The 408-nt window shown below is 79.4% G+C and carries 1 pseudogene; it reads left to right on the top strand.

Features of this window, described 5'->3' with window-relative positions:
* Positions 1 to 205 (top strand): annotated as a pseudogene (locus GL263_RS27885) (hypothetical protein); the annotation flags it as partial.
* Positions 206 to 408 lie beyond the last annotated feature (203 nt).

Genomic DNA, 408 nt, shown 5'->3' with positions numbered 1-408 from the left:
GGAACGGCACGACGAGAAGATCACCGTCTACGTCTCCGCCGAGGAACTGATGGACCTGGAGCACGCGCGGCTCGTGCTGCGCGGCGAACACGGGCTCGCCGTGGACCGGGGGCGCATCGTCCGGGAGGCCGTGGCCGTCGTCCTGGCAGACCTGGAGTCGCGGGGCGAGGCGAGCATCCTGGTCCGGCGCCTCCGCGGCAGCTGAGCTCGCGGCACCCCGGACGCGGCCGCGCCCCGGCGCGCCGGGGGCCGCCGCGCCCGTCCCCGCGACGGGCGGCCGGTAGGGTGCCCGCGATGACCGTCTCCGAGCAGCCCGAACCGCCGCCGCGCCGGTCCCGCCGGGCCCTGGGCCGGGGACCGCACCCCGCGACGCCCGCGACGCAGGCGCCGCAGCCCGCCCCGGAGACC

The organism is Streptomyces durbertensis (assembly GCF_014156695.1).
GTDB classification, from domain to species: domain Bacteria; phylum Actinomycetota; class Actinomycetes; order Streptomycetales; family Streptomycetaceae; genus Streptomyces; species Streptomyces durbertensis.
This window is presented reverse-complemented; position numbering and strand designations above follow the sequence as displayed.